A 25884-nucleotide genomic window follows, 5' to 3' on the forward strand; every position below is an offset into this window, starting at 1 on the left:
CGCTCGCGCTGTCGGGGCGCTCGCGACCGGACCCGCCCATGCACAAGAAAGTCACCTTCCGGGGCTTCGCGCTGCCGCTCGCGCTGCTCCTGCCGCAGCTCGCGATCACCGCGGTCTTCTTCCTGTGGCCGGCGGGGCAGGCGCTCTACCAGTCGGTGCTGCGCCAGGACCCGTTCGGGCTGCGCACCACCTTCGTGGGGCTCGCGAACTTCGAGCGGCTGTTCAGCGATCCGCTCTATCTCAACGCCTTCCAGGTGACGCTCGTCTTCTCGGTCGCGGTGACCGCGATCGGGCTGTCGCTCGCTCTGCTCCTCGCGGTGATGGCCGACCGGGTGATCAAGGGCGCGTCGGGCTACAAGACGCTGCTCGTCATGCCCTACGCCGTCGCGCCCGCCGTCGCCGGCGTGCTGTGGTGGTTCCTGTTCAATCCTTCGATCGGCCTGTTCGCGCACGCGCTGCGCGCGGTCGGCATCGACTGGAACCACCTGCTCAACGGCGACCAGGCGATGATCCTCGTCGTCGTCGCGGCGGTCTGGAAGCAGATCTCCTACAACTTCCTCTTCTTCCTCGCCGGGCTGCAGGCGATCCCGAAGTCGCTGATCGAGGCGGCGGCGATCGACGGGGCGGGGCCGATGAAGCGGTTCTGGACGATCGTCTTCCCGCTGCTCTCGCCGACCGCCTTCTTCCTGCTGGTCGTCAACGTCACCTACGCCTTCTTCGACACGTTCCAGATCATCCACGCGACGACCTCCGGCGGGCCGGGCCAGGCGACGACGATCCTCGTCTACAAGGTCTACTCCGACGGCTTCGTCGGGCTCGATCTCGGCGGATCCGCCGCGCAGTCGGTCGTCCTGATGGCGATCGTCATCGTGCTGACCATCGTGCAGTTCCGCTACATCGAGCGGCGCGTGCAGTACTGAGGAACGCCGCCATGGTCGAGAACCGTCCCGTCCTCACGATCCTGCGCCACCTCGTCCTGGGGCTCGGCGTCGCGATCGTGCTCTTCCCCGTATGGGTCGCCTTCGTGGCGTCGACCCATCCGCAGGCGGCGCTGATGTCGGGCACCGCGCCGCTCCTGCCCGGCGATCGGCTGATCGAGAACTATTCGCAGCTGCTCTCGGCGGGCATGTCCCAGGCGGGCGGCACGCCGGTGGGGCTGATGCTGCTCAACTCGTTCATCATGGCGCTCCTCATCGCCACGGGGAAGATCGCGGTCTCGCTCGTCTCGGCCTTCGCGATCGTCTACTTCCGCTTCCCCTTCCGGATGATCGCGTTCTGGATCATCTTCCTGACGCTGATGCTGCCGGTCGAGGTGCGCATCCTGCCGACCTTCGAGGTGATCGCGAACCTCGGCATGCTGAACTCGTATGCCGGCCTCACCATCCCCCTCGTCGCCTCGGCGACCGCCACCTTCCTGTTCCGGCAGTTCTACCTGACGATCCCCGACGAGCTCGCGGAAGCCGCGCGCATGGACGGCGCGGGGCCGATGCGCTTCTTCCGCGACATCCTGCTGCCGCTCTCGCGCACCAACATCGCGGCGATCTTCGTGATCATGTTCCTGTTCGGCTGGAACCAGTATCTCTGGCCGCTGATCGTGACGACGGACGAGAGCTACACCACCATCGTCATGGGCATCTACCGGATGGTGAACGTCTCCGACGAGCAGCCGCAATGGCACCTCGTCATGGCGACGGCGATCCTCGCGCTGCTGCCGCCGGTCGCCGTCATCCTGGTCATGCAGAGGCTCTTCGTGAAAGGCCTCGTCGAAACCGAGAAGTGAGAGAACGGGCATGGCCGGCATCGGCATCCGCGACGTCGTCAAGCGCTACGGCGACACCAAGGTCATTCACGGCGTCTCGATCGACGTCGCCGACGGCGAGCTGATCGTCATCGTCGGCCCGTCGGGCTGCGGGAAGTCGACGCTCCTGCGCATGGTCGCCGGCCTCGAGGAGATCACCGGCGGCGAGGTCTCGATCGACGGGCGGGTGGTCAACCGGCTGGAGCCGAAGGACCGGAACATCGCCATGGTGTTCCAGAACTACGCGCTCTATCCGCACATGAGCGTCTACGACAACATGGCCTACGGGCTGAAGATCGCCGGCCTCTCCAGGGACGCGATCCGCGCGCGCGTCGACAAGGCCGCGACCATGCTCCAGCTCCAGCCCTATCTCGACCGCAAGCCGCGCCAGCTGTCGGGCGGCCAGCGGCAGCGCGTCGCCATGGGCCGCTGCATCGTGCGCGAGCCCGCGGCCTTCCTGTTCGACGAGCCGCTCTCGAACCTCGATGCCAAGCTGCGCGTGCAGATGCGGCTGGAGATCAAGCAGCTGCAGCGATCGCTGCGCACGACCTCCCTCTACGTCACGCACGACCAGGTCGAGGCGATGACGCTGGCGGACCGGCTCGTCGTCATGAATTCGGGCGTCGCCGAGCAGATCGACACGCCGATGAACGTCTACCTGCATCCGGCGACGACCTTCGTCGCCGGCTTCATCGGCTCGCCGTCGATGAACTTCATGCCCGGCCGCCTCGGCGCGGACGGGCGGGCGATCACGCTCGACACCGGCGCGCACCTGCGCGCGCTGCCCGAGCCGATCGCCGGCCACGGCGAGAAGCCGGTGACGATCGGCGTGCGCCCGGAGCACCTGACGCTCGTCGGCGGCGAGGCGGCGGAGCTGACGCTGCGGGTCGGCGTCGTCGAGACGCTGGGTGCCGATACGCTCGTCCACGGCGCGCTGCTCGACGAGAGCCAGGCGGTGGTGCCGGTGGCGGGGGAGGGCGGCGAGGTGCTGGCGGCGCGCCTCCCCGGAGGCATCGGCGTACGCGAGGGCGACACCCTGCCGCTGCGCGTCGCCGAGGGCGCGCTCCACGTGTTCGACAGGGACACGGGGCGGCGGCTGGCGGACGCGTGAAGGTGCGATGCTAGGAGGCGATCACACCGGCAGCCCGGTCTCGTCGTCGTAGAGGGTAGTCCGCGCAGCGTGCCGCGTCCGGGCCCTCCGCGACGAGACCCGCCTCCCGCTTCCTGCGGACGGAGTCCTGGATCTGCGCGATGGCCGCCTCGCGGCGCGCGCGTTCCTCCGGCGTGGTGCCCACCGTGAGGAAGATGGACGACTGTTCGGGGCCGCGGTCGATGAGGACGATCTCCCCCGCCACCGCCCGCTCCAGCAACTCCTCCAGCCGTTCCTTGGCTTCGCCGACGCCGACCCGCATGCCCGCCTCCCGCGTGCGTAGGGACCATGGCGCCGTACGGTCGTTCACGCGACACGGATGCACGCGTGAAGTTCAGTTCGAGGATGCCGCGCCCGCCGCCGCCGCCTCCGCCTCCGCGGCCAACCGCTCGATAAGCCCCCAGAAGAAGTCCTGGCCCGGATAGCCGTCGATGCGGCCGATCTCCACGCCGTCGCGGGCGACGACGAAGGTGGGGGTGTAGCGTACCGGGCGGTCGAGCGCGATCGGCGGCATCGGGTCGGCGTCGAGGTCGACCATGCGCATCGCATGGCGGGCGCCGACGTCGCTCCTCGGCCAGATCGGGCCGATCTCCCGGTCCCACGCATGGCACCAGGGGCAGCCGGCGCGGCGGAACATGGTCACGGTGATCCCGCGCTCGCCGGGATCCGAGGCGATCGCTCGCGTCGGCGCGAGCGCCGCCGCCCCCGCGAGCCACGCGATCGATCGCAGAACCCGACGTCGCCCGATCTCCCTCATGCCGTCCTCGCATCCCACAGCCGCGTGCCGCTTGCACCGCGCTCCCGATCCCATAACATATCGCGCAACACGAATGTAATAGGGGAGGCCCGCATGGAGCTGGATATGGGGCTCGCGACCGCGTTCGGCGCGGGGCTCTTGTCCTTCCTGTCGCCCTGCGTCCTGCCGCTGGTGCCGCCCTACCTGTGCTTTCTCGCCGGGGCGTCGCTCGAGGAGCTCACCCGCGCGCCGAAGGCGGCGACGACCGGGCGGGCGCTGGCGCGCGCGGGCGCCTTCGTGCTCGGCTTCGGCATCGTCTTCGTGGCCTTCGGAGCGGCGGCCACCGCGCTCGGCGGCTTCGTCTCGCGGCACGTGGTGCTGCTCTCGCAGATCGCCGGCGTGATCATCGTGGTGCTCGGCCTGCACATGCTGGGCGCCTTCCGCTGGCTCCTCCTGATGCGCGAGGCGCGTGTCCAGGTCGCGAGCCGGCCGGCGAGCCTCGCCGGCGCCTTCGTCGTCGGGCTCGCCTTCGCCTTCGGCTGGTCGCCCTGCGTCGGTCCGGTGCTCGCCTCGATCCTGATGGTCGCCGGCATGGAGGACGCGCCCGGGCGCGGCGCGACCCTGCTCGGGGCCTACGCCGCGGGGATCGGTCTGCCCTTCCTCGCCGCCGCGCTGTTCACGGGGCCCTTCCTGCGCTGGCTCGCCGGCTTCAGGCGGCATCTCGGCGCGGTCGAGAAGACGATGGGGGCGGCGCTCGTGGCGACCGGCATCCTCGTCTTCCTCGGCCTGATGCCGGTGCTCGCCGGCTGGCTGCTCGACGCCGTCCCCGCGCTCGGCCTCATCGGCTGATCGCGGGAGCGTGATGGCGGGACGGCCGCCGCCGCGCTATCCTGGAGCGCCGCATTCGGAGGATCGACGCATGCCGACACGACGCGACCTCGTCGCCGGGGCGGGGCTGATGGGCCTCGCCGGGCTCGCCGCCACCGGGCGTGGCGCGCGGGCCGAGCAGCGTCCCGGCGGCGCCTTCCGCACCGAGGACGGGCTCTACCGCCAGCCCTGGTTCCTGGACAGCTTCCTCGAGCTCGGCCCCGACCTCGCGGACGCCGCTGCCGCCGGCAAGCGCCTGGCGGTGATGTGGGAGCTGCGCGGCTGCCCCGCCTGCCGCGACGTGCACCTCGTCAACTTCGCCGTTCCCGCGGTCGCCGACTACGTGCGTACGCACTTCGCCGTCCTCCAGCTCAACGTCGTCGGTTCCCTCGAGGTCGTCGACCTCGACGGCGAGACGCTCTCGGAGAAGGCGCTCGCGGCGAAATACGGCGTGCGCGGTACGCCGACGATCCAGTTCTTCCCGCCGAGCGCCGAGGGGCTCGCGGCGCGCCCGCCGCGCGAGCGCGAGGTCTTCCGCATCGTCGGCTACCACGAGCCCGAGACCTTCCGGCGCATGTTCGCCTACGTCGCCGAGGACGCATACCGCGAGATGCCGATCCAGGACTGGCTGCGGGGCTGAGGCGGGGGTCGTCACGCCTCCCGCGCCATCTCGCGCAGCCGGAACTTCTGGATCTTGCCCGTCGACGTCTTCGGGATCTCGGCGAAGATCACGTGGCGCGGGCACTTGTAGTGCGCGAGCCGCTCGCGGCAGAAGGCGACGATCTCTTGCGCGGTGGCGCTGGCGCCCTCCCGGAGCTCGACGAAGGCGCAGGGCGTCTCGCCCCACTTCTCGTCGGGCTTGGCCACGACGCCGCAGGCGGCGACCGCGGGGTGCTTGTAGAGCACGTCCTCGACCTCGATGGACGAGATGTTCTCGCCCCCGGAGATGATGATGTCCTTCGAGCGGTCCTTGAGCTGGACGTAGCCGTCCGGATGCGTCACGCCGAGGTCGCCCGAGTGGAACCAGCCGCCGGCGAAGGCGGCCTGCGTCGCGCGCGGGTTCTTGAGGTAGCCCTTCATCACGACGTTGCCGCGCATCATCACCTCGCCCATCGTCTCGCCGTCGGGGGGCACGGGAGCCATGGTCTGCGGGTCGCGCACCGCGAGCCCCTCGAGCGCCGCGTAGCGCACGCCCTGGCGGGCCTTCTTCTGGGCGTAGGCCGGCCCGTCGAGCGCGTCCCACTCGGCGTGCCAGTCGTTGACGACCGAGGGACCGTAGGTCTCGGTGAGCCCGTAGAGGTGGGTCACCGCGAAGCCCGCCTCGCGCATGGCGGCGAGCACCGACTCGGGCGGGGGCGCGGCGGCGGTGAAGAACTGGACCTCCCGGGGCAGCGGCCGCTTCTCGGCCTCGGGCGCGTTGAGCAGCGTCGCCATCACGATCGGCGCGCCGCACAGGTGCGTGACGCCGTGATCGGCGATCGCGTCGTACATCGGCTTGGCGCGCACCTGCCGCAGGCAGACATGCGTGCCGGCGACCACCGAGATCGACCACGGGAAGCACCAGCCATTGCAGTGGAACATCGGCAGGGTCCAGAGGTAAACCGGGTGCTTGCCCATGGCGCAGGTGACGATGTTGCCGGTCGCCAGCAGGTAGGCACCGCGGTGGTGGTAGACGACGCCCTTCGGGTCGCCCGTGGTGCCGGACGTGTAGTTGAGCGTGATCGCGTCCCACTCGTCGCCCGGCGGCGACCAGGCGAAATCGGGATCGCCCTGCGCGAGAAAGGCCTCGTACTCGAGCGCACCGAGCCGCTCGCCGTCGCCCGAATATTCCGGGTCGTCGTAGTCGATCACCAGGATTTCGTGCTCGACCTGCGCCAGCGCGGCCTCGACCGTCTTGGAAAACTCCCGGTCGGTGATCAGCACCTTGGCCTCGCCGTGCTTCAGCGAGAAGGCGATGATCGCCGCGTCGAGGCGGGTGTTGAGCGTGTTGAGCACGCCGCCGGCCATGGGCACGCCGTAATGCGCCTCGAGCATCGCGGGCGTGTTCGCCAGCATGGCCGCCACCGTGTCCCCGCGTCCGATCCCCCGCTTCGCCAGCGCCGAGGCGAGGCGGCGGGAGCGAGCGTAGAACTCGGCGTAGGTCCGCCGAAGGCCGCCGTGGACGATCGCCGTGCGCTCGGGGAACACGGTCGCCGCGCGCTCCAGGAAGCCGAGCGGCGTCAGCGGCTGGAAGTTCGCCGGGTTCCGGTCGAGATCGCGGTCGTAGATCGTCACCATGGCGTGCCCTCCGGGCGTGTTCTCGGCGCGCGGCGCAGGCGCGCCCCGTCCTCGGCGCAGAGCGTAGCGGCGCGACCGGGGGCGCCGCAATCGGAAGAATGGGGGACGCGGCCCCGCGGCGGATCGACTCGGGCGTCCCCACCCGCCTGTGGACCGCCCGCGCGATGCCGGTCGGCGGCCTTGCCGCCCCTGTCCCGCCGTGGAACAAGGGTCGCTCGCGAATCGGGCGGTTCCCGCGATCGGCGGTCCGACCGGCGAGCCGGAACCGAGGCGAGGACGGGATGCTGGACAGCGCAGCGCGCATCGAGGGACGCGACGTCGGCGACCCTCCGGGCGCCCCGGAGGCGGACGCCCCGCGCGCCGTGCTCGACGTCGCCCGGTCGGTGACCGGCCGGCCCTGGCGCGAGCGGCTCGACGCGCGCACGAGCTTCGTCGCGACCGCGATCGCTCAGGCGCACGGCCTGCCCGACGCCCTCGCGCGCGTGCTGGCCGGCCGCGGCGTGGCCCTCGAGGAGGCGCCCGGCTACCTCGCGCCCAAGCTGCGCGACCTGATGCCCGACCCCTCGACCCTCGTGGACATGGACGCCGCCGTCGCGCGGCTCGCCCGCGCGGTCGAGCGGCGCGAGCGTGTGGCGATCTTCGGCGACTACGACGTCGACGGCGCCTGCGCCGCCGCGCTCGTCGCCCGATTCCTGGGCGCGCTCGGCCTCGCGACCGAGATCCACATCCCCGATCGCATCACCGAGGGCTACGGCCCCAACGTCGGCGCGATCCGCGCTCTGGCCGAGGCCGGTGCCTCGCTCCTGGTCACCGTCGATTGCGGCACCGCGAGCCACGAGCCCTTCGCCGAGGCGGCGCGGCTCGGGATGGACGTCGTCGTCCTCGACCACCACCAGGCGCCGGAGGCGTTGCCCGCCGTCGCGGCGCTCGTGAACCCCAACCGGCAGGACGACCTCTCCGGCCTCGGCCATCTCTGCGCGGCGGGCGTGGTCTTCCTCGCCCTCGTCGCGCTCGCGCGGCGCCTGCGCGGCGAGCCGTCGCTCGCAGGCCGGCTGCCGGACCTGATGGGCGAACTCGACCTCGTCGCGCTCGCCACGATCGCCGACGTCGTGCCGCTGGTCGGCCTCAACCGCGCCTTCGTGCGCCAGGGCCTCGCCGTCATGCGCGGGCGCGGCCGCCCCGGCCTCGCCGCGCTGCTCGACGCGGCGGGCCTCACGGCGGCGCCGGAGGCGTGGCATCTCGGCTATCTCGTCGGCCCGCGGATCAACGCCGGCGGGCGCGTCGGCGACGCCTCGCTCGGGGCGCGGCTGCTCGGCACGACCGATCCGCTCGAGGCCGCACGCATGGCCGAGGCGCTCGACCGCAACAATCGCGAGCGGCAGGTGATCGAGGCGGCGGCGCTGGAGGAGGCGGTATCGCAGGCCGAGCGGAGCCTCGGCGCGGCGCCGGACGCGCCGGTCCTCGTCGTCGCCGGCGCCGACTGGCATCCCGGCATCGTCGGTCTCGTCGCGGCCCGGCTGAAGGAGCGCTTCCGCCGTCCCGCCTTCGCCTTCGGCGCGCCCTCGCCCGAGGGGCTCGCGACGGGGTCCGGCCGCTCCGTGCCCGGCGCCGACATCGGCCGCGCCGTGCGCGCCGCCGTCGAGGCGGGGCTCGCCGCGAAGGGCGGCGGCCACGCCATGGCGGCGGGCGCGACGGTCGCCGTAGACGGGCTCGCGCGCTTCGGCGCCTTCGTCGCCGAGCGCCTCGCCGACCCCGTCGCCGCGGCGATGGCGCAGGACGCTCTCGCGATCGACGCCCGGCTCACCGCCGGCGGCGCGACGCCGGACCTGCTCGCGTCGCTGGAGCGGGCGGGGCCCTTCGGCGCGGGCTGCCCCGAGCCCGTCTTCGCCTTCGCCGCCCATCGCGTCACCCGCGCTCTCGTCGTCGGCTCCGGCCACGTCAAGGTGACGCTGTCGGCCGGCGACGGGCGCACCATCGACGCGATCGCCTTCCGCTGCGCGGAGGAGCCGCTCGGCCGCGCGCTGCTCGAGGCGCAGGGGCGCCCACTCCACGTCGCGGGCTCCCTGACCCGGAACGCCTGGGGTGGGCGCACCCGCATCGAGGCGCGGGTGGTCGACGCGGCGGTGCCGGCCTCCGGCTGAGCGCAGTCGCCGCACGGGGTGTGCACTTTTGGGCGACACCACCGCGCGTCGCTTCGCTCTCGCCGGCACGGTCGTCGCGTCGTAGGTTTCCCGCAGTTCGCGCCGGAAGCGGGAGTGACCCAGGATGCGCCGCAGCCTCGTTCTCGCCGCTCTCGCCCTCGCGTCGATCGCCGCGCCCGCCGGGGCGCAGGAGCCGGCCGACACCGTCGTCTTCCTGCATTCGCTCGCCGGCACGCCCGCGCTCTGGAGCGCGCAGATCGACGCCCTGCCCGCGGGCGTCGTCGGCGTCGCACCAGCCTGGCCCGTCGGCGCGGGGGCGCCGCCCGCCACGATCGAGGCGATCGCGGCCGGCGTCGCGGCGGACCTCGCCGCGGGCGGCGTCTCGACCTACGTCCTCGCCGGCCACAGCGCCGGCGGCTCGGTGGCGCTGGCGCTGGCCGCGGCGAACCCGGAGGCGGTGCGCGGCCTCTTCCTCGTCAACACGCCGGGCGACCTGCGCGAGATCCCCGCGGACTTCCTGCGCGGCTTCGTCGCCTCCCTGCGCGAGGGCGACTACGAGGCGAGCCTGCGCGCCTACTGGGAGGCACTGCTGACGGGCTCCGCGGAGGGCACCGCGGCCCCGGTGCTCGAGGCGGCGCTGGCCGCCCCGCCCGAGATCGTGCCCGGCGTGCTCGACGCGCTCCTCGCCTTCGACCCGATGGCCGCGCTCGCCGCCTATGGCGGGCCGGTGCGGATCCTCACGGGACCCGACAACGAGGCGTCCTTCAGCCTCCACGTGCTCGACCCGACGCTGGACGCCACCTTCGTGCCGGACGTGAGCCATTACGTTCAGCTGGACCGGCCGGATGTCGTCTCGGCCGCGCTGCGGGACTTCCTCGCGGATCTCAACGGGGGCGAGTGAGCGGGCGGCGAAGCGGCATGGGCTCCTCGGCGGCGTCCGCCGCCGCGACGCGCCAAGCGAGCCAATCGCCGCAGGCGCGCACCGCCTCGTCCGCGGGCGCAAGCAGGCCCTGCCACATCATGAAGCCGTGATTCATGTCCGGGTAGTGCACGAGTTCCGCCTCGACGCCCGCGACGAGCATGCGCCCGGCGAGCATCCGCCCCTCGTCGCACAGGAGGTCGTAGCCCGCGGTGACGATCCGCGTCGGCGGGAAGCGGGCGAGCCCCGGGTATTGCAGCGGCGAGACCTCGGGATGGTCGGCGAGGCCCGGCTCCGGCAGGTAGAGGTCCCAGAACCATTCCATCAGCGCCGTGGTGAAGCCGAACTCTGCGCCGAAGGCCTCGTAGGACGGCTTCGGGCGGCTGCAATGGTCGGTGACCGGATAGATCAGCGCCAGCGCCGCCGGCAGCGGCCGTCCGGCGGCGATGCGTCGCTGGACCACGCCGCACGCGAGCGCGCCGCCGGCGCTGTCGCCCGCGAGCGCGACCGGCCCGTCGAACGCGCCCGAGTCGGCCACGAAGGCGTAGGCCTGCGCGCAATCGTCGAGCCCGGCGGGGAAGGGGTGCTCCGGCGCGAGCCGGTAGTCCACAGCCACCGTGACGAGGCCGGACGCGGCCGCGAGCGCGCGGCAGAGCACCTCGTGGCTGTCGAGGTCGCCGACCGTGAAGCCGCCGCCGTGCAGGAACACGAGCGTCCCGGCCACAGGACCCGTCGGGCGATAGACGCGGATGCCGATCGCCCCGGACGACCCGGGGAGCCGCGTCGTCTCGACGCTCTCCATCGGCGCCCGCGCGAGCGCGGGGTTCGTGTACCTGGCGACGGCGCGCGCGCGCAATTGCGCGAGCGACAGGCTCCGCGCCGAGGGCGCGGCGCGCTCCTCGTCGAGGAGGGTGCGAATCCAGGGGTGCGGTGGGGGCTGCCTCATGCCGCGCGCCTCGCGGGCGTGTGCATCTGACGGGTTCTCCTGCGTCTCCGGCGGACTGACGATAGGGTATGCGGGCGCAGCCCGGCCATTCCATTTGACGCGCCGCGGCGTCGAGCGGATGTCGACGCTCGACGCCGCTCACCGTCCTGCCGCGGCGCCTCGCCCTCGGGCGTCGACTTTCGCGCAGCACCGTCGCGCAACCTTTCGACGTTCTCTGCGCATCGTCGCGTGCATAGGCTCGCGGCAGGAGGCCCAGGAGACCCGGGAGGACCGCGGGCGATGCACCCGAGCCGTACCACCAACCGGCGCGACGATGCCGTCGCGCCCGCCTGCGAGACGCCCGCCGACAGCCGCGCGGAGCGCGCGGCGCGACTGCACGCCGCCGCGCTCGTGTGCGACATCACCATGCCCTGGCACGAGGAGTTCCTCGCCCAGGACGCGCGGCTGGACGAGGTGCTCGCACGCGTCCACGGACCGGGCGGGGTCGACATGGTGTCGCTGACCGTCGCCGCGGTCGACGGCATGCACGACACGATCCGCCTCCTCGCCAAGCGGCGGCGCGAGATCGAGGGGCGCCCGGACCTCTACCGGCTGGTCGGCTCGGTGGCCGACATCCGCGCGGCGCGGGCGGAGGGCCGGCTCGCGGTGCTGCTGCACTTCCAGGGCACGCACCCGTTCGAGCGCAACCTCGACCTGATCGCGCTCTACTATGCGCTCGGCGTGCGCCACGCGCTCCTCGTCTACAACGAGCGCACGCTCGTCGGAGACGGCTGTCACGAGCCGGGCAACGCGGGTCTGAGCGTCTTCGGCAGGCTCGTCGTGGCGGAGATGAACCGCGTCGGCATGCTCGTCGACGTCGCGCATACCGGCGAGCGCACCGCGCTCGACGCGATCGCGCATTCCGCGGCCCCCGTGATGATCAGCCACGTCACCCCGCGCGCCCTGTTCGACCACGCCCGCAACCCGAGCGACGATCTCATCCGCGCCGCCGCCGCGAGCGGGGGCGTGATCGGCATCAACGGGGTCGGGCTCTTCAACGGCGCGGATGCGCAGACCATGGCCGCTCGGATCTCCGAGGGCATGGCCCACGTCGCCGGGCTCGTGGGGCCGCGGCACGTGGCGCTCGGCTCGGACTTCATGTACCTGGAGGGCAGCGCCTACCGCTGGTACTACGACCGCGCCTACATGTACCCGGCGGGGTACTCCGAGCCGCCCTGGCTGTTCGTCCAGCCCGAGCAGCTCCCTCGCGTCACCGAGGAGCTGGTGCGCCGGGGCTTCTCGGACGCGGAGATCGTGGGCATACTGGGCGAGAACTTCCTCGCGATGGCGCAGACGGTCTGGAGATAGGCCCCGCCCGCCGCGAGCGGCACCAGGGTGTGGGGCGAACGCGGCGGTGGACACGGACAGGTTCCTGCGGCTCGACGAGCGATCGCTCCAGTACTTCCTCGCGGTCTACGCGAGCGGCTCGCTGCGCCGCGCCTCGGACGCGTTGCGGCTGACGCCGTCGGCGGTGGGGCGCAAGATCCTGGAGCTGGAGCACAGGCTCGGCACGCCGCTGTTCGAGCGCCACGCCCGCGGCTCGGTGCCCACGCCCGCGGCCCACGTGCTCGCCGGGCACCTGCGCGAGCGCAACCGGCGCGACCATCTGGTGCTCGAGCAGATCGCCGCGCTCCAGGGCCTGGAGCGCGGCGAGGTGACGATCTGCACCGGCGAGGGCTTCGCCTACGACATGATGCGCACGGTCCTGACCGACTTCATGCGCGCCCATCCCGGCATCCTCGTGCGCCTCACCGTCGCGCCGACGGAGCGGATCATCGAGGACCTGCTGCTCGACCGCGCCGACATCGGCATGGCGTACGATTGCGCGCCGAGCCCCAAGCTCGAGGTCGCCGCCCGCGCCCGCGACCCGCTCTGCGCCGTGGTACGTGCCGATCACCCGATGGCGCGCTTGGAGAGCGCCGACATCGCCGACTTCGCCGAGCTTCCGGCGGCGCTCCACGCGCCGCGCTCGGGAATTCGCGCGCTGGTCGAAAAGGCGCTCGCGGGCGGCGAGCGGCGGCCGTCGCTCAGGCTCGAGACGAACTCCCTCCACCTGCTGCGGCTGTACGCCGCGCGGGGGCTCGGCGTCACCTTCCTGCCGCGCTCGGCGGTGGACGACCTGCGCGAGGGGGAGTGGATCGCGCCCGCCGTCCTCGTCGCGATCCCCTTGCGCGACGAGCCCGCCCGCACCGCCGCGAACCAGATCTTCCTTCGTCGCGAGCGGGTGCATTCCGCCGCGGTGACGGCGCTCGTCGCCCGCGCCGCCCGGCAGATGGCGGCCTTCGGGCGGCCGGTCGCGGGCAGCGACGGCGAAGGGGGGTGAGGACCTGCGGGTCGACGATGTGGGGGCTCCGCCTCTGTAGACACCCCGATGTGGACGCCGACGCTGCGCACATGCTACCCAGAGTTTGGAACGACCGCTGACGACCCCGACCCGGGGCGGGAGCCCCGATGACGATCGCCGACACGTCCAACCGCGGGCTCGCGCCGCTGCGTGCCCATCTGTCGAGCTGGCGGCTGCACCTCGCGGTACTGGCGATCGCGCTCGTCGCAGAGCTGATCGGCGTGCGCACGCTTCAGTTCTGGGTCGGCACGGTCCTCTTCCTGCCGCTGCTCTACGCCTTCGTCCTCGGCGTGCTCGCCAACCCGAACGTGGTCGCGCCCGCGCGCCGGCTGCTCGGCGCGAGCGACGGCGCCGTGGCGGGGCGGATCATCGTCATCGCGCTCCTGCCGTTCCTCGCGAAGTTCGGCACGCTGGTCGGCGGCTCGATCGAGACGGTCGTCGAGGCCGGGCCCGCGCTGGTGCTCCAGGAACTCGGCAATCTCGGCACGATCGTGCTGGGCCTGCCGATCGCGATCTTCCTGCTGCGCATGGGCCGCGAGGCGGTCGGCGCCTCGTTCTCCATCGCACGGGAGGGCAGCCTCGCGCTCGTCGCCGACAAGTACGGCTTGAAGAGCCCCGAGGGGACCGGCGTGATGGGCGTGTACGTCGTGGGCACGCTCGTGGGCACCTTCGTGTTCTCGATCCTCGCCTCGCTCGCGCACGCGACGGGCCTGTTCGACCCGCGCGCGCTGGCCATGGCCTGCGGCGTCGGGTCGGGCTCGATGACCGCGGCCTGCGGCGGCACGCTGGCGCTGCTCGAGCCCGCGGCGGAGGCGGAGATCCTGGCGCTCGCGGGCGCCTCGAACCTGCTGACCACGCTCACGGGGCTCTACGTCGCCATCTTCGTGAGCCTGCCCTTGACGGACTGGGCCTATCGCAAGCTCACCGGAACCCGCGCCGTCGCGCGGCCCGGCACCGACGTCGTCTGAAGGGGAGGGGAGCGTCATGTCCGGCACGCGCGAGACCGAAGAGAGCGATGTCGAGCGTCGCGGCATCGACATCGCCGACCACGCCGTGGTCCTCGCCATCGTCTGCGCCATCTGCCTCGTCGGCAACACGTTCGGCGCGAACCTGCCGGTGCTGGGCGGCCTCGTCGGGCTCGTCGTCCTGTACCTGATGGCGCTCGCGGGGGTGGTGCTCGCGCGGATCGCGCCGTTCTACCTGCCGACCATCGCCTGGGTCTCGCTGGTGGGCATCGCGCTCACCCTGCCGTTCATGCCCACCGCGCAGTGGGTGCTCGCCCAGGTGGCGCAGGTGAACTTCCTCGTCCTCGTCACCCCCGCCCTCGCCTATGCCGGCCTCGCTCTGACCAAGCGCGAGGTCGAGGTCGCCCGCACCAGCGGCTGGAAGCTCGTGGTGCTCGCGCTGGTGATCTTCACGGGGACGTATGTCGGGTCCGCGGTGGTGGCGCAGGTGATGATGTGAGGAGGGGGACGGGACAGACGAACGAGGCGCGCAGAGCACCCGTCAGTCCCTCGACAACCCGGTCTGCACGAGGTCGTCACCCATGTCATAGGAACAAGATGTCACCCATGTCTCAGGGCTGGACAAAGGAGGCATTGGCGGAGCCGGAGGGATTCGAACCCTCGATACGGGTTTAGGCCCGTATAACGGTTTAGCAAACCGCCGCCTTCAGCCTCTCGGCCACGGCTCCACGGCGAGAAGACATATGGGTTCGCGGCGGCCCCGTCAACGCCGCCTGCCGTCCCTCACAGCGGCCAGACCACCAGGATCGCCGGCACCGACACCGCCACCACCAGCACCTCCAGCGGCAGCCCCAATCGCCAATAATCTCCGAACCGCAGCCCCGCAGGACCGAGGATCAGCGTGTTGTTCTGGTGGCCGATCGGGGTGAGGAAGGCGCAGGACGCGCCCACCGCCACCGCCATCAGGAACGGGTCGGGGCTCGCGTCGAGGCCGTGGGCGGCGCCGATCGCGACGGGGGCCATGACCGCGGCGGTGGCCGCGTTGTTCATGAAGTCCGAGAGCGTCATCGTCACGACCAGCACCAGGGCGAGCGCGATCGGCGCGTTGCCCTGCGCGAACACGTCGAGCAACCCGCGGGCGAGGAGGTCGGCGGCGCCGGTGGTCTCCATGGCGCCGGCGACGGGAATCAGCGCGCCGAGCAGCACGATCACCGGCCAGTCGACGGCGGCGTAGACCGTGCGTGGGGCGACGACGCGCGTCGCCATGGCGGCGAGCACGCCCGCGGCGAAGGCGATCGCCGCGGGCACGATGCCGAAGGCGGCGGCCGCGATCGCCGCCGCCATGATGGCGATCGAGAGCACGATCTCGCGCCGGTTGGGGATGGTGAGCGCGCGCTCGGCGAGGGGGGCCGCGCCCACGGCCCCGGCGAACTCGGCCAGCCGTTCGGGCGGGCCCTGCATCAGCAGCACGTCGCCGGCACGCAGCATCATGGTGCGCAGGCGCGCGCGCGAGCGCTCCCCCTGGCGCGAGACGGCGAGCAGGGTGAGCCCGTGGCGCGTGCGCAGCTTCAGGTCGCGCGCCGAGCGGCCGGCGAGCGACGAGCCGGGCAGGACGACGAGTTCGGCGAGGGCGAGGCCCTCGTCCTCGGCGGGCGCGGCGGAAGCGGGAGCGTCCTCGCCGGCGTCTGCCCGCGCATCCGCGCCCGAACGACCGCCCGCGCCGTCGGAGCCTTCCCCGCCGTCTCCCGCATCCGCCGGCTGCGCGTCCCGCACCTCGTCCTCCCGCTCCCCTCCCTCCCGTTCCATCGCCTCGCGGGCGCGCGCGTCCGCCTCCAGCACCAGGCCGAGCCGCGAGAGCGCCCCGGCGAGTGCCGCGGGCTCGGCCTCGATCATGAGGATGTCGCCCGCGCGCACCCGCCGCCAGGGGTTGGGCGCGTCGAGTCGCACCTCGCGGCGCACGAGGCCGATCACCTGCGCGTCCGCCTCGAGAGCGGTCTCGATCTCGCGCAGCGTCTTGCCGACGGCCTGCGCATCCTCCGGTATGCGCGCCTCCGTCATGTAGGCCTCGGTCTGGAAGCTCTCCGCGCCGGCGCGCTTGCGGGCGGGCACGAGCGTCGGCGCGAGCGCGACGACGAAGGCGACGCCCGCGAGCGCCACCGCGAGGCCCACGGGCGTGAACGCGAACATGCCGAAGCCGTCGCCCGTGGCCTGCGCCCGGAAGCCCGCGACGATCAGGTTCGGCGGGGTGCCGATGAGCGTCGTCATGCCGCCCAGGATCGAGCCGAAGGAGAGCGGCATCAGCACCCGCGACGGCGGCAGGTCGCGCTTCGCCGCGACCTGGAGCGCCACCGGCATCAGGAGCGCGAGCGCGCCCACGTTGTTCATGAAGGCGGACAGGAAGGCGCCGAGCGCGGTGAGCGTGGCCACCGCCCGCGCCCCGCCGACGTCGGCGGGCAGCGCGCGCTGGGTGAGGAGTTCGACGGCGCCCGAGGTCTGGAGCGAGCGCGACAGGATCAGCACGCACGCCACCGTGACCACCGCGGGATGCCCGAACCCGGCGAAGGCGGCGTCCGCCGGTACGAGCCCCGCGACGACGCAGGCGACGAGGGCGGCCACCGCCACCATGTCGTGGCGCCAGCGCCCGGAGACGAACAGCACGATCGCGGCGGCGAGGATGGCGAGGACGAGGATCTGGGGCGTGGTCACGAAGGGCATCTCCGAGGCGCGCCGCACGGCGCGGCGCCCGACAACGCGCGAGACGGGCGAGAGGGAATCCTCCCCCATTCGCGGCCGCATGGCGAGAGGGCGTGGACGGGTGGTGGACGAGGGGGCGCCGATCGATCGGGTGGTGGATCGGCTGCTCGAGTGAGCCGGCGTCAGCGCTTGAACAGGATCACCCCGTCCGGCGGCGGGGCGTCCGTCGCGGGGACGATCGCCGGTGGCGGCCCCGCCGCCCGCCGCGGGGCGGGCGCCGTCACCGCCTCGGCACAGGCGTCCAGCGCGCCGACCGCCAGCCCATCGAGCGTCGCGATCTCGGCGTCGAGCGCGGCGAGCGCGCGCTCGGGCTCGATGGCGGCGCGCTGGGGGGCCTCGATGGCGAGGCGCTCGAGCGCGTAGCGGTAGCGCAGCGCCCGCTCACGGGCCTCGGCGCGGACCCAGGCGATCAGGCAGCGGTTCTCGGCGACGCGCAGGGCCGCCTCCTGCGCCTGGTTCTCCTCCAGCACCGTGACGTAGAGGAGGAAGCGCAGCCGCGCCTCGTCCGCCTCCAGCACGCGCAGTGCCGTCTCGCGCAGGAGCGGGATCAGCATGCGGTCCTGCTCCGCGTCCTGGGCGATGCGGCGAAAGAGCGGGGCGGGCGAGGTGCCGCGCGAGAAGATCAGCGCGTCCCAGTAGCCCCGCCGCGTGCCGAGCCGCAGGGGCGCGGGGGTGACGCGGTGGCGTGTGAGCTCGGCGAGCGCGCGCTCGGGCACCTGCCACTCGTGGGCGGGCATCAGGAAGCGGTAGGCGCGCGCGCGCAGTTCGCGCTCGTCGTCGGTGAGGATCGACCAGGCGGCGGGCTCGCCGCGGACCTCGGCCGCGACGCGCCCGGCGAAGGGCATCGCGTATGCGCCGATCACGGAGGGCGCCGGGCGGCCGAAATCGCCGCGCGGGGCGCAGGCGGCCAGAAGACCGAGAAGGGCGACGCTAGCGGCGGCGACGGCGCTTCGGCTCGTCCGGCGCATGGTGCGGGGCGTGGTGGGCGTCGTCGCGGTCCGGCGCGCGGCGTTCATACATCACCCCGGTGAAGAGCAGGATCTCCCCCCGCGGGGCGTCGTCGGGCAGGGTCGCGGGTGGTCGCGTGCGCGCGTAGTCGGCCAGCCGCACGATCCGTACGGCGTCTGCGCACGGCGTGTCCCGCCGGTCTGAGCGCGTCTCGCCCATGGTCGTTCCCCGAATCCGCCCGCCGACGCCGGTCGGCGGTGACGGCGATGATCAATGCGGATGGTTAACGCTTGGTTTCCAAGGCGCGAGAGGGTTTGTTCTTACGTGGGATGCCGGGGCTCGGCGCAATTCGGCGTCGCCCCGCTCACCCTCCCGCCGCCTCCGCCATCGCCCGGAACACCAGCGCGTGCCGCCTGCCGATCGCCTCGGCGTCCTCGCCGTAGCCGCCGCCGATCACGGCGACGAGGGGAATCGCGCGGCGCCGTGCTTCGCCCACCACGAAGCGATCGCGCCGCCAGAGGCCCTCGTCGGTGAGGGCGAGGCGGCCGAGGCGGTCGTCCACGTGGGGGTCGACGCCGGCGTTGTAGAAGACGATGTCGGGCGCCACGCGGTCGAGCAGGTCGGGCAGGTGCTCGGCGATGACGGCGAGGTAGGCGTCGTCCTCCATCCCGTCCGGCAGGGGGACGTCGCGGTCGCTCGGGACCTTGCGCACGGGGTAGTTCTTCTCGGCGTGGACCGACAGCGTCACGAGGTCGGCCTCGCCGGCGAGGACGTCCGCCGTGCCGTCGCCCTGGTGGACGTCGAGGTCGACGACGAGCGCGCGGGCGATGGCGCCCTCTCGAAGGAGCGCGAGCGCGGCGACGGCGACGTCGTTGAAGACGCAGAAGCCCGCGCCGCCGGCACGCCGGGCGTGGTGGCTGCCGCCGGCGGTCGAGCCGGAGAGGCCGTGCTCCAGCGCGAGCCGCGCCGCGAGCAGCGTGCCGCCGACGGAGGAGCGGGCGCGGCGCGCGACGCCGGCGTCGATCGGCAGGCCGATGCGCCGTTCGACGTCCTTCTCGACGCTCTGCGTCAGGATGGCCTCGACATAGGCGGGATCGTGGGCGAGCGCGAGCGTCTCGGGGTCCGCCGGCTCGGGCCGCACGAAGCCGTCGGGCACGAGGCCCTGCGCGTCGAGCGCCCGGCGCAGGGCACCGTACTTGCCCATCGGGAAGCGATGGCGCTCGGGCAGCGGCGCCTCGTAGTGCTGGTGCGAGACGATCGGGGGAAGCCGCCTCACGCCGTCACCATCAGCCGCTCGAGCCCGTGGAAGTGATAGGCGTCGCGCACGCGCGGGCGCTCGGCGAGGGCGAGGTCCGGGCATCGTTCGAACAGGATCGGCAGCGCCACCTGCAGCTCGAGCCGCGCCAGCGGCGCGCCGATGCAGAAGTGGATGCCCGCGCCGAAGGCGGTGTGGAGCGGCTTCTCGCGGGCGGGGTCGAAGCGGTCCGGGTCCGGGTTCGCCGCGGGGTCGCGGCCGGTCGCGCCGAGCACGAGGCCGATCCGCTCGCCCTTGCGGAGCGGGATGCCGCTCTCTTCCGTGTCGGCGAGGACGAAGCGCGTGAACATGTGCAGCGGCGGGTCGAAGCGCAGGCATTCCTCGACCGTGCGCTCCGTCGCGGCGGCATCGGCGAAGAGTGCCGTAGGGTCGGCGCGGGTCTCCAGGATCGTGCGCACGGCGTTTCCGAGGGCGTGCACGGTCGCCTCGTGGCCGGCGTTGAGGAGGAGGATCGCGGTGGAGACGAGCTCGTCCTCCGACAGCTTGTCCCCCGCCTCCTCGGCGGCGATCAGCACCGACAGGAGATCGTCGCCGGGCCTTCCGCGCCGCGCCGCGACCTGCGCGCGGACGAAGCCCGCGAAGGCGGCGGCGGCGTCGTCCGCGTCCTCCTCCACCGCGCGGGTGCGGCCGAAGGCGTACATCGCCACCATCCGATGCGACCAGTCGAGGAGGCGGGGGGCCTCGTCCTCCGGCACGCCGAGCATGCGCGCGATGATCCGCACCGGGATCGGGGTGGCATAGGCGTCGAGCAGGTCGACGGGCTCGCCCGTCGGGAAGGCGTCGATCAGCGCGTGCGCCAGGGCGGCGATCGCCGGGCGCAGGCTCTCGACGCGCCGCGAGACGAAGGCGCGGTTGACGAGCGTGCGCAGGCGCGTGTGCACCGGCGGCTCGCGCTCCAGCATGGAATGCGCGTCGATCGCGTCGAACCGCGCGGTATGCGCTGCCGGCTCGGGCAGGCCGAGTTCGGCGCGGGTCGCCACGTGCAGGATCTCGCGCCCGAAGCGCCGATCGCGCAGGAGCCGGTCGACGTCCGGCTGCGCGAGGAAGACCCAGTGGCCGTACTCCTCCCAGAACACGACCGGCGCCTGCGCGTGCAGGCGCGCATAGGCCGCGTACGGGTCCTCGTAGAAGGCGGGATCGCGCGGGTCGAGGGAGAGGCGGCGGGCGGCGGCGTCGAGCTTCATGCGGGCGATATCGACCGAACCGCCGCGCCGGGCAAGGGGGTGGGAACGAGGGGGCGCGACGAGGGGGCGCGACGAGGCGCCCGGCGCCTCAGACCGTCTCCAGCAGCCGCGCCATCAGCATCGCCCGCGGCCCGAGCGACGAGACGAGTCCGTACTCCTCCAGCGTGTGGGCGCCGTCGCCGTCGATGCCCAGCCCGTCGAGGGTGGGGACGCCGAGGCCCGCGGTGAAGTTGCCGTCCGAGCCGCCGCCGGTGCGCGCGGTCTCCTCGAGCGCGAAGCCGATCTCGGCGGCGAGCCCCACCGCCGTCTCGTAGAGCGCGGCGACCTGGGGCGTGCGCTCGAAAGTCGGTCGGTTCATGCCGCCGGTCACCGTGACCTCGAAATCCGGACGCTGCGGGGCGAGGCCGAGGATGGCGCGCGCGAACTCGTCGCCGTCCGCCGCGGTCTCGACGCGCAGGTCGACCGCGAAGCGGCAATGCTGCGGGATCGTGTTCATCGCGGTGCCGCCCTTGATCAGGCCGACGGTGGTGGTGACGCCGCGGTCGTAATCCGTCATCGCCTCGATCGCGGCGATCTGGCGCGCCGCCTCGTGGATGGCGTTGCGGCCCTGCGCGTGGCGCGAGCCGGAATGGGCGGGGCGGCCCTCGACGTGGACCTCGAAGCGGCCCACGCCCTTGCGGCAGGTGACGATCTTGCCGCCGTCGCGGGCGGGCTCGGTGACGAGCACGGCGGCGGCGTCGCGCCCGAGATGCTCGATCAGCGCGCGGGTCGTGGGCGAGCCGATCTCCTCGTCGGGCGTGAACAGGTAGACCATCGGGCGCCTCGCCGTGCCCTTGCGGGCGACCTCGAGGAAGCCCTGGAGCGCGAGGTAGGCGCCGCCCTTCATGTCGTAGACGCCCGGGCCGTAGATCCGGTCGCCCTCGACACGAACCGGCAGGCCGTCCTCCAGCGTGCCGATCGGGTGGACCGTGTCGAGATGGGAGAGGACGAGCGCGTGCTCGCGCTGCGTCGTCGGGCCGGCGCGCAGGATCACCGATCCGCCGAGCCCCTCGCGGCCGGGAAGCCGCTCGATGCCGACGGGCTCGCCCTCGAGCCCGGCGACGAGCCGGTCCATCATGGCGTCGACGGCGGCGGCGTCGTCCGTGGGGCTCTCGTGGCGCGCCCAGGCGCAGACGTCCTCGACCATCCGGGCGATGCGGTTCCGGTCGGAGAAGGCGGCGGCGGCGGAGGTGGACGGCACGGGCATCGGAGGGATCGCTCTTCTGTCGTCGGTGTGGCGGCGCGCAGATAAGCACGGGCGGCGGCGCACGCGAAGAGGTGACGGACCGATGCGCGGGTGCGGTCGCACGCACGGGCGCGCCCTCGGTGCGGCCGGAGGACGCCGCCCTTGCCAGTGCGTCCGCCGCCGTGCCTCAATCCGGCGATGCGGCGCGGTGCGGAGGGAATCGTGTGGAGGGGAAGAGACGTTCGCCGTCGCGCCGACCTTTCTCGTCCTGCGCGCGCCGGCATCCTCCTCGTCGCGCTCGTCCTGCTCGCGCTCGCCGGCTGCGCGCCCTCGGCCGATCCGGGCCAGGCGCTCGTGTGCCGCACGGCGCTCGTCGCCCTCCACCCGAACGGTACGCGGATCGAGGTCCTGCGCGAGGTCGGTGACGCGGACGCCCGCGGCGTCGCCGTCGACTACCGGGTCGCCGAGCCGGGTGTGCCGCCGCGGCGGGCGCGTACCGCCTGCCGCTTCGCGGGCGAGCGGACCGTGCCGGGCGGGGGCGACCTCGTCTCGGTGATGGTCGACGGCGAGGCCCTCTCGCCGATGCGGCTGTTCATGCTCGAGCGCTACTGGACCGGACGGGGTGCGGACGCCGCCGCGTCGGCACCGCCGCGGCCCTCCGCGCTCGTCGGCGAGGGGCTCCCGCTCGGGCGGGGCGGCGTCCAGGCGCTGCAGGTCGGGCTCGCCGCGCTGACGACCGGCTCGCTCTACGGTCTCCTCGCGGTGGCCTACAGCCTCGTCTACGGCCTCGTCGGGCGCATCTTCTTCGCCTTCGGCGAGATCGCCATCGTCGGCGGCTACGCGGTGGCGATCGGGGTCGGCGTCGCGCTCGCGGCGTCCGGGCTCGCCGGGGAGGCGGCGGTCTATGCCGGGCTCGGCATCGGCCTCCTGCTCGCGCCGATCGCGACCGCGTCGCTGGCGCGGCTCCTCGCGCAGGGCGTGGTCGCGCCGCTCGCGCACAAGCCGGGCCACGCGATGCTCGTCGCCTCCTTCGGCCTCGTGATCGTGCTCTCGGAGGGGCTGCGCCTCGTCCAGGGCGGCTCGGAGATCTGGATCGCGCCCGGGCGCGTGCGCGGCCTCGTGCTCGCCACCAACCCGGACGGCGGCCTCGCCACGATCACCCTCACCCAGGGTGCGGCGATCGTGCTCGCGCTCGCCGGCGCGCTCGCAGCGATCGTCCTCGTGGCCGGGAGCCGCTTCGGCCGCGCCTGGCGGGCGGTGTCGGACGACGCCGACGCCGCCGCTCTGATGGGCGTCGACGCCCGCGCGACGCTGGTGGGCGCGGTGACGCTCGCCGGCGTCCTCGCCGCGCTGGCGGGATGGTTCGTGGTGGCGCACTACGGCAACATCTCCTTCGCCGGCGGGCTGATGCTCGGGCTCAAGGCCCTCGTCGCCGCGATCCTGGGCGGCATCGGCTCGCTGCCGGGCGCGCTTCTCGGAGGTCTGCTGCTCGGGCTCGGCGAGAGCCTGTGGTCGGCCTTCCTGCCCGGCGCCTATCGCGACGTCGCCGTCTTCGGCGCGCTGGCGCTCCTGCTGGCGCTGCGCCCCGGCGGGCTCCTCGGCGACGCGCACCCGGGCGTCCAGCGGGTGTGAGGCTCCCCGCGACGACGGGTAACCGCGACGACCCGTCCGGGGCGGCACGGCTTGCGGGGCGAATTGTTTTAAGCTTAAATCATTTCGCCGACAGCAGCGGAGGGCGCGCCATGAAGATCGCCGTCATCGGGGGAGGCCCCGCCGGCCTCTATTTCGCGATCCTGATGAAGAAGCAGGACCCCGCGCACGAGATCACCGTCTACGAGCGCAACCGCCCCGACGACACGTTCGGCTTCGGCGTCGTCTTCTCCGACGCGACCCTCGACGGGTTCGAGCGCTACGACGCGCCGAGCTACCGGCGCATCACTCAGGAATTCGCCTATTGGGACGACATCGCCATCCACTTCAAGGGCGACGTCCACCGTATCGGCGGCAACGGCTTCTGCGGCTGCTCGCGGCGCACGCTGCTGCTCATCCTCCAGGAGCGGGCCCGCGAGCTCGGGGTCGCGCTCGAGTTCGAGGTCGAGATCGACGACGAGACGCGTTTCGCCGATGCGGACCTGATCGTCGCCTGCGACGGCATCAACTCGCGCATCCGCGAGCGGCACGCGGAGCACTTCGCGCCGCGGGTGGACCTGCGCCCCAACACGTTCGCCTGGATGGGCTCGACGCGGCCGCTCGACGCCTTCACCTTCGTCTTCCGCGACACGGAGTGGGGTCCCTTCATCGCGCACGCCTACCAGTACGAGAAGGGCCGCTCGACCTGGGTGTTCGAGACCGATCCCGAGACCTTCGCGCGCGCCGGCCTCGCGTCCATGAGCGAGGCGGAGAGCGCCGCGCTCATGGAGCGCATCTTCTCCGACTGGCTGGACGGGCACGGGCTGATCACCAACCGCTCCCTGTGGCGCAACTTCCCCATGATCCGCAACACGCGCTGGGTGAAGGACAACATCGTGCTGCTCGGCGACGCGAAGTCGACGGCGCATTTCTCCATCGGCTCGGGCACCAAGCTCGCCATGGAGGACGCGATCGCGCTCTACGAGAGCTTCCGGCGCGAGCCCCACGACGTGCCGGCCGCGCTCGCCGCCTTCGAGACCGGGCGCCGCGAGGAGACCGAGAAGACCCAGCACGCCGCCGACGTCTCCCTCGTCTGGTTCGAGCACGTGGCGCGGTTCTGGGACTTCGACCCCGTGAAGTTCGCCTTCGGCCTGATGACGCGGGCCAAGGCCATCACCTACGACAACCTGCGGCTCCGCGCGCCGGATTTCGTCGCCGAGGTCGACCGGCTGTTCGCGCGCGAGGTGCGCGAGGCCGGTTTCGACGTCGACGTCGATGCCCCCGTCGCGCCGATGTTCCAGCCCTTCCGTCTGCGCGACATGGTGGTGGCGAACCGCGCGGTGATGTCGCCGATGTGCCTGTACTCGGCACAGGAGGGCATGCCGACGGACTTCCACCTCGTGCACTACGGCGCACGCGCCATCGGCGGGCCGGGCCTGATGTTCACCGAGATGGTGGTGGTCTCCCCCGAGGCCCGGATCACCCCCGGCTGCGCGGGAATCTGGACCGACGCGCAGGAGGCCGCCTGGACGCGCATCGTCGACTTCGTCCACGCCAACTCGGGGACGAAGATCGCGCTCCAGCTCGGCCACGCGGGCCGCAAGGGCGCGACGAAGCTGATGTGGGAGGGGATGGACCGACCGCTCGACGAGGGCGGCTGGGAGGTCTGCTCGGCCTCGCCGCTGCCCTACTTCCCCGACAGCGCCGTGCCCCGCGAGATCGACCGCGCCGGCATGGACGCGGTGAAGGCCGATTTCGTCGCCGCGGTGGAACGCGCCGAGCGGGCGGGCTTCGACATGATCGAGCTGCACTGCGCCCACGGCTACCTGCTCGCGAGCTTCCTCTCGCCGCTGACCAACCAGCGCACCGACGCCTATGGCGGCACGATCGAGAACCGGCTGCGCTTCCCGCTCGAGGTGTTCGAGGCGATGCGCGCCGCCTGGCCCGCGCGCAAGCCGATGTCGGTGCGCATCTCCGCCACCGACTGGGCCGAGGGCGGGCTGACGCCCGAGGATTCCGTCGCGATCTCCCGGGCGTTCGCCCAGGCCGGAGTCGACCTGATCGACGTCTCGACCGGCCAGACGGTGCGGGAATCGCGCCCGATCTACGGGCGCATGTTCCAGACGCCGTTCTCCGATCGCATCCGCAACGAGGCCCGGGTCGCGACCATGTGCGTGGGCAACATCACGACGGCGGACCAGGTCAACACCATCCTCGCCGCCGGCCGCGCCGACCTCGTCGCGCTCGGCCGCCCGCACCTCGTCGATCCCGCGTTCACCATGAAGGCGGCGGCCTGGTACGGCGTGAAGCAGCACTGCCCGCCGCAGTACCTGCCCGGCCAGGACCAGATCCTGCGCAACGCCGCGCGCGACCGGGCGGACCTGGAGGACCTCAAGATCCGCGGCAAGCCCAAGACCCGCGCGGAGCTGAAGGCGGAGGCGGCGGCGGGGGTGCGGCAGGCGGCGGAGTAGGGAAACATTGGTGGAGTCGAGCTGGAGTGGTGGTGGAACGCCGTGCGCGATCAACGCGTTCTTGACTTTTGGATGACAGCAGTCTAACGTTGCATTCGTCCGGTCGGGCGGCTCATGCCGGCTTCGTCGGACATCGGGGGAAGGCGGCGATGAAGTCTCTGACGACCTGGAAAGAC

23 protein-coding genes and 1 tRNA gene are annotated in these 25884 nt (G+C 72.8%); 13 read left to right on the plus strand and 11 right to left on the minus strand.

The genetic code is table 11. The features are described from left to right. Positions 1-38: 38 nt before the first annotated feature. From ugpA to AB9M23_RS12385, 3 genes are read left to right on the plus strand one after another with little or no spacing between them, the layout of a single operon-like run. Positions 39-920, plus strand: coding sequence for a sn-glycerol-3-phosphate ABC transporter permease UgpA (ugpA, locus tag AB9M23_RS12375; RefSeq protein ID WP_372424854.1), 882 nt, complete (start codon positions 39-41; stop codon positions 918-920). A gap of 11 nt (positions 921-931) precedes the next feature. Then, positions 932-1780, plus strand: coding sequence for a sn-glycerol-3-phosphate ABC transporter permease UgpE (gene ugpE, locus AB9M23_RS12380; protein WP_372424855.1), 849 nt, complete (start codon positions 932-934; stop codon positions 1778-1780). 10 nt (positions 1781-1790) lie between these two features. Beyond that, on the plus strand, positions 1791-2909 hold the full coding sequence (locus AB9M23_RS12385; RefSeq protein ID WP_372424856.1) for a sn-glycerol-3-phosphate import ATP-binding protein UgpC: 1119 nt from the start codon (positions 1791-1793) through the stop codon (positions 2907-2909). 10 nt (positions 2910-2919) lie between these two features. Here the strand turns inward: AB9M23_RS12385 and AB9M23_RS12390 are convergent, their stop codons facing one another. After that, entirely contained in the window at positions 2920-3210 is a 291-nt protein-coding gene (locus AB9M23_RS12390; RefSeq protein WP_372424857.1) for a hypothetical protein, read from the minus strand. 72 nt (positions 3211-3282) lie between these two features. Then, positions 3283-3705 (minus strand): thioredoxin family protein, encoded by a 423-nt coding sequence (locus AB9M23_RS12395; protein WP_372424858.1) that lies wholly within the window; start codon positions 3703-3705, stop codon positions 3283-3285. Between the two features lie 93 nt (positions 3706-3798). Between AB9M23_RS12395 and AB9M23_RS12400 the strand changes: the two genes are divergently transcribed. Both AB9M23_RS12400 and AB9M23_RS12405 read left to right on the plus strand, forming a co-directional pair. Further along, entirely contained in the window at positions 3799-4533 is a 735-nt protein-coding gene (locus AB9M23_RS12400; RefSeq protein WP_372424859.1) for a cytochrome c biogenesis CcdA family protein, read from the plus strand. A 70-nt stretch (positions 4534-4603) separates the two neighbouring features. Then, positions 4604-5191 carry a thioredoxin family protein gene (locus AB9M23_RS12405; protein ID WP_372424860.1) on the plus strand — a complete coding sequence of 196 codons (588 nt, stop codon included), beginning with the start codon at positions 4604-4606 and terminating at the stop codon, positions 5189-5191. Between the two features lie 11 nt (positions 5192-5202). Here the strand turns inward: AB9M23_RS12405 and AB9M23_RS12410 are convergent, their stop codons facing one another. Next, positions 5203-6828, minus strand: a complete 1626-nt coding sequence (locus AB9M23_RS12410) for an acyl-CoA synthetase (protein WP_372424861.1) — start codon at positions 6826-6828, stop codon at positions 5203-5205. 281 nt (positions 6829-7109) lie between these two features. On the opposite strand from AB9M23_RS12410, the gene recJ reads away from it, so the two are divergent. Continuing rightward, complete coding sequence (gene recJ, locus AB9M23_RS12415; protein WP_372424862.1) at positions 7110-8969, plus strand: single-stranded-DNA-specific exonuclease RecJ; 1860 nt, start codon at positions 7110-7112, stop codon at positions 8967-8969. 124 nt (positions 8970-9093) lie between these two features. Next, complete coding sequence (locus tag AB9M23_RS12420; protein ID WP_372424863.1) at positions 9094-9870, plus strand: alpha/beta fold hydrolase; 777 nt, start codon at positions 9094-9096, stop codon at positions 9868-9870. Here AB9M23_RS12420 and AB9M23_RS12425 read toward each other — a convergent pair. Continuing rightward, positions 9854-10834 carry an alpha/beta hydrolase gene (locus tag AB9M23_RS12425; protein WP_372424864.1) on the minus strand — a complete coding sequence of 327 codons (981 nt, stop codon included), beginning with the start codon at positions 10832-10834 and terminating at the stop codon, positions 9854-9856. The two genes, AB9M23_RS12420 and AB9M23_RS12425, sit on opposite strands and share 17 nt — an antisense overlap. Positions 10835-11113: 279 nt before the next feature. Here AB9M23_RS12425 and AB9M23_RS12430 point away from each other — a divergent pair, with 279 nt between their 5' ends. From AB9M23_RS12430 to AB9M23_RS12445, 4 genes are all read left to right on the plus strand, one after another. Further along, complete coding sequence (locus AB9M23_RS12430; RefSeq protein WP_372424865.1) at positions 11114-12181, plus strand: dipeptidase; 1068 nt, start codon at positions 11114-11116, stop codon at positions 12179-12181. A 46-nt stretch (positions 12182-12227) separates the two neighbouring features. After that, positions 12228-13196: a LysR family transcriptional regulator gene (locus AB9M23_RS12435; RefSeq protein ID WP_372424866.1), complete on the plus strand. Its 969-nt coding sequence runs from the start codon at positions 12228-12230 to the stop codon at positions 13194-13196. Between the two features lie 128 nt (positions 13197-13324). Beyond that, positions 13325-14185, plus strand: a complete 861-nt coding sequence (locus AB9M23_RS12440; protein ID WP_372424867.1) for a DUF3100 domain-containing protein — start codon at positions 13325-13327, stop codon at positions 14183-14185. 16 nt (positions 14186-14201) lie between these two features. Then, a complete protein-coding gene (locus AB9M23_RS12445) occupies positions 14202-14681 on the plus strand; it encodes a hypothetical protein (protein ID WP_372424868.1) in 480 nt (159 codons plus the stop codon). A 135-nt stretch (positions 14682-14816) separates the two neighbouring features. Here AB9M23_RS12445 and AB9M23_RS12450 read toward each other — a convergent pair. The 7 genes from AB9M23_RS12450 to AB9M23_RS12480 form a co-directional block, all read right to left on the minus strand. After that, positions 14817-14910 (minus strand) — tRNA-Ser (locus tag AB9M23_RS12450). Between the two features lie 55 nt (positions 14911-14965). Next, positions 14966-16888 carry an SLC13 family permease gene (locus tag AB9M23_RS12455; protein ID WP_372424869.1) on the minus strand — a complete coding sequence of 641 codons (1923 nt, stop codon included), beginning with the start codon at positions 16886-16888 and terminating at the stop codon, positions 14966-14968. 170 nt (positions 16889-17058) lie between these two features. Beyond that, positions 17059-17799 (minus strand): hypothetical protein, encoded by a 741-nt coding sequence (locus tag AB9M23_RS12460; protein ID WP_372424870.1) that lies wholly within the window; start codon positions 17797-17799, stop codon positions 17059-17061. 67 nt (positions 17800-17866) lie between these two features. Then, positions 17867-18103 (minus strand): hypothetical protein, encoded by a 237-nt coding sequence (locus AB9M23_RS12465; protein WP_372424871.1) that lies wholly within the window; start codon positions 18101-18103, stop codon positions 17867-17869. A gap of 145 nt (positions 18104-18248) precedes the next feature. Continuing rightward, positions 18249-19088: a histone deacetylase family protein gene (locus AB9M23_RS12470; protein WP_372424939.1), complete on the minus strand. Its 840-nt coding sequence runs from the start codon at positions 19086-19088 to the stop codon at positions 18249-18251. Between the two features lie 68 nt (positions 19089-19156). Beyond that, entirely contained in the window at positions 19157-20383 is a 1227-nt protein-coding gene (locus AB9M23_RS12475; protein WP_372424872.1) for a cytochrome P450, read from the minus strand. Positions 20384-20471: 88 nt separating this feature from the next. Continuing rightward, positions 20472-21629 (minus strand): M20 family metallopeptidase, encoded by a 1158-nt coding sequence (locus AB9M23_RS12480; RefSeq protein WP_372424873.1) that lies wholly within the window; start codon positions 21627-21629, stop codon positions 20472-20474. 201 nt (positions 21630-21830) lie between these two features. Here AB9M23_RS12480 and AB9M23_RS12485 point away from each other — a divergent pair, with 201 nt between their 5' ends. Both AB9M23_RS12485 and AB9M23_RS12490 read left to right on the plus strand, forming a co-directional pair. Beyond that, entirely contained in the window at positions 21831-23240 is a 1410-nt protein-coding gene (locus AB9M23_RS12485; RefSeq protein ID WP_372424874.1) for a branched-chain amino acid ABC transporter permease, read from the plus strand. 110 nt (positions 23241-23350) lie between these two features. After that, positions 23351-25708 carry a bifunctional salicylyl-CoA 5-hydroxylase/oxidoreductase gene (locus AB9M23_RS12490; RefSeq protein WP_372424875.1) on the plus strand — a complete coding sequence of 786 codons (2358 nt, stop codon included), beginning with the start codon at positions 23351-23353 and terminating at the stop codon, positions 25706-25708. Positions 25709-25884: the final 176 nt, after the last annotated feature.

This window comes from Salinarimonas chemoclinalis (assembly GCF_041514305.1).
Lineage (GTDB): Bacteria > Pseudomonadota > Alphaproteobacteria > Rhizobiales > Beijerinckiaceae > Salinarimonas > Salinarimonas chemoclinalis.

Bases quoted from the DNA above. Each gene is read 5' to 3' on its own strand.
- ugpA (WP_372424854.1), top strand. From the start codon at position 39: ATGCACAAGAAAGTCACCTTCCGGGGCTTCGCGCTGCCGCTCGCGCTG.
- ugpE (WP_372424855.1), top strand. From the start codon at position 932: ATGGTCGAGAACCGTCCCGTCCTCACGATCCTGCGCCACCTCGTCCTG.
- AB9M23_RS12385 (WP_372424856.1), top strand. From the start codon at position 1,791: ATGGCCGGCATCGGCATCCGCGACGTCGTCAAGCGCTACGGCGACACC.
- AB9M23_RS12390 (WP_372424857.1), bottom strand. From the start codon at position 3,210: ATGCGGGTCGGCGTCGGCGAAGCCAAGGAACGGCTGGAGGAGTTGCTG.
- AB9M23_RS12395 (WP_372424858.1), bottom strand. From the start codon at position 3,705: ATGAGGGAGATCGGGCGACGTCGGGTTCTGCGATCGATCGCGTGGCTC.
- AB9M23_RS12400 (WP_372424859.1), top strand. From the start codon at position 3,799: ATGGAGCTGGATATGGGGCTCGCGACCGCGTTCGGCGCGGGGCTCTTG.
- AB9M23_RS12405 (WP_372424860.1), top strand. From the start codon at position 4,604: ATGCCGACACGACGCGACCTCGTCGCCGGGGCGGGGCTGATGGGCCTC.
- AB9M23_RS12410 (WP_372424861.1), bottom strand. From the start codon at position 6,828: ATGGTGACGATCTACGACCGCGATCTCGACCGGAACCCGGCGAACTTC.
- recJ (WP_372424862.1), top strand. From the start codon at position 7,110: ATGCTGGACAGCGCAGCGCGCATCGAGGGACGCGACGTCGGCGACCCT.
- AB9M23_RS12420 (WP_372424863.1), top strand. From the start codon at position 9,094: ATGCGCCGCAGCCTCGTTCTCGCCGCTCTCGCCCTCGCGTCGATCGCC.
- AB9M23_RS12425 (WP_372424864.1), bottom strand. From the start codon at position 10,834: ATGAGGCAGCCCCCACCGCACCCCTGGATTCGCACCCTCCTCGACGAG.
- AB9M23_RS12430 (WP_372424865.1), top strand. From the start codon at position 11,114: ATGCACCCGAGCCGTACCACCAACCGGCGCGACGATGCCGTCGCGCCC.
- AB9M23_RS12440 (WP_372424867.1), top strand. From the start codon at position 13,325: ATGACGATCGCCGACACGTCCAACCGCGGGCTCGCGCCGCTGCGTGCC.
- AB9M23_RS12445 (WP_372424868.1), top strand. From the start codon at position 14,202: ATGTCCGGCACGCGCGAGACCGAAGAGAGCGATGTCGAGCGTCGCGGC.
- AB9M23_RS12465 (WP_372424871.1), bottom strand. From the start codon at position 18,103: ATGGGCGAGACGCGCTCAGACCGGCGGGACACGCCGTGCGCAGACGCC.
- AB9M23_RS12470 (WP_372424939.1), bottom strand. From the start codon at position 19,088: ATGGGCAAGTACGGTGCCCTGCGCCGGGCGCTCGACGCGCAGGGCCTC.
- AB9M23_RS12475 (WP_372424872.1), bottom strand. From the start codon at position 20,383: ATGAAGCTCGACGCCGCCGCCCGCCGCCTCTCCCTCGACCCGCGCGAT.
- AB9M23_RS12480 (WP_372424873.1), bottom strand. From the start codon at position 21,629: ATGCCCGTGCCGTCCACCTCCGCCGCCGCCGCCTTCTCCGACCGGAAC.
- AB9M23_RS12490 (WP_372424875.1), top strand. From the start codon at position 23,351: ATGAAGATCGCCGTCATCGGGGGAGGCCCCGCCGGCCTCTATTTCGCG.